Source organism: Secundilactobacillus malefermentans DSM 5705 = KCTC 3548 (genome assembly GCF_001436395.1).
Lineage (GTDB): Bacteria > Bacillota > Bacilli > Lactobacillales > Lactobacillaceae > Secundilactobacillus > Secundilactobacillus malefermentans.
Map to the genome: position 1 here is coordinate 1 of NZ_AZGJ01000112.1, position 1306 is coordinate 1306.

General features: G+C 50.6%; 1 protein-coding gene. It reads left to right on the forward strand.

What is annotated here, in order from left to right; all coding sequences use genetic code 11:
• Positions 1–144: 144 nt before the first annotated feature.
• Positions 145–1197, forward strand: a complete 1053-nt coding sequence (locus tag FD44_RS09935) for an IS30 family transposase (protein WP_010620018.1) — start codon at positions 145–147, stop codon at positions 1195–1197.
• Positions 1198–1306: the final 109 nt, after the last annotated feature.

Sequence of the window (1306 nt, forward strand, 5' to 3'; positions counted from 1 at the left end):
AAAGGAGCCATCATAAACTTTTCGCGCATTTTAGAATCAAGTTAGCCACTGTCTCAAAATTTTTTGGACAATAAAAAACATCAAGAACAGATATCCTGTATCATTGAAGTTCCTACACAAACAATGGAAGAGGATGTTGTCTTGATGCAGAAACAGGATAGCACACACCGCCAAAAAGGTCAGCACTTAACATCACTCGAGCGCGGAAAAGTGGCCGGATTCCGCCAAGCTGGGAAGTCCAATCGTTGGATTGCTGCTGAAATTGGCGTCTGCCCGCAGACCATTAATAATGAAATCAAGCGAGGTACAGTAGATCAGGTCAAGAAGAGTAATGGCAAGCGCGTCTACCATCGACAATACCTACCAGAGGCTGCTCAGGCACGTTACGAGACTGCACGCTTGAGCTGCCATCGTCCTGACAAGTTCGCCAGTGTACAGGTCTTCTTAGCCTGGTACGTACAGCGAGCTAAGCAGGACAAATGGTCGCCGGATGCTTCAATCGGCTATGCCAAGCGACACAAGCTGTTTACTCCTGAAGAGCTTGTTTGTGCCTCGACTTTGTACCAGTACATTGACGACCAACGCCTAGAGATTCGAAATATCGACCTGTTGGAGAAGACTAAGCGGAAGACCTCTCACCAGCACCACACCAAGGCTAAGCGCCTGGCTGGCCGCAGTATCGAGGAACGGCCTAAGGTCGTTGAACGACGCAGGCAGTTCGGTCACTGGGAGATGGATACCATTGTCGGTAAACGCAATGGCAAGGAGAGCGTCATCTTGACTCTGATTGAGCGCAAGACCCGTTGCCAACTTCTCCGCTTGATCGAAGGACGAGATGCAGACTCTGTGAGCTATGCATTGCGTGGAATCAAGCGCGAATGGGGAGCTTGCATCAAGACCATCACAGCAGACAACGGACCCGAGTTCACCGCCTTAAATACTGCTTTTGCTGGGACGGAAACTGAGATCTTCTACGCCCATCCTTACACGTCCTGCGACCGTGGCACCAACGAGGCACATAACCGGATGATCCGCCAGGACTTCCCTAAGGGCATGTCCCTAGATGACATTAGCCCTAGTCAAGTGCAGGCCACGCAAGACCGCTTGAATCAGTTGCCTCGCAAACAACAGGGCTACTGCACACCCCAGCAAAACTTTGAGGCCGAAGCTCGGCGCGTTCGCCGCATGGCCCAGTAGTCTCTCTAGCGCCACAACTTCTATTTGATAACGGCCTGTTCTGGGATTGTCCTCAACGACTGGCTAACTTGTTCTTGCAATTTACGATCATAAACTTTTCCTGGTCTTC

Bases quoted from the DNA above. Each gene is read 5' to 3' on its own strand.
- FD44_RS09935 (WP_010620018.1), top strand. From the start codon at position 145: ATGCAGAAACAGGATAGCACACACCGCCAAAAAGGTCAGCACTTAACA.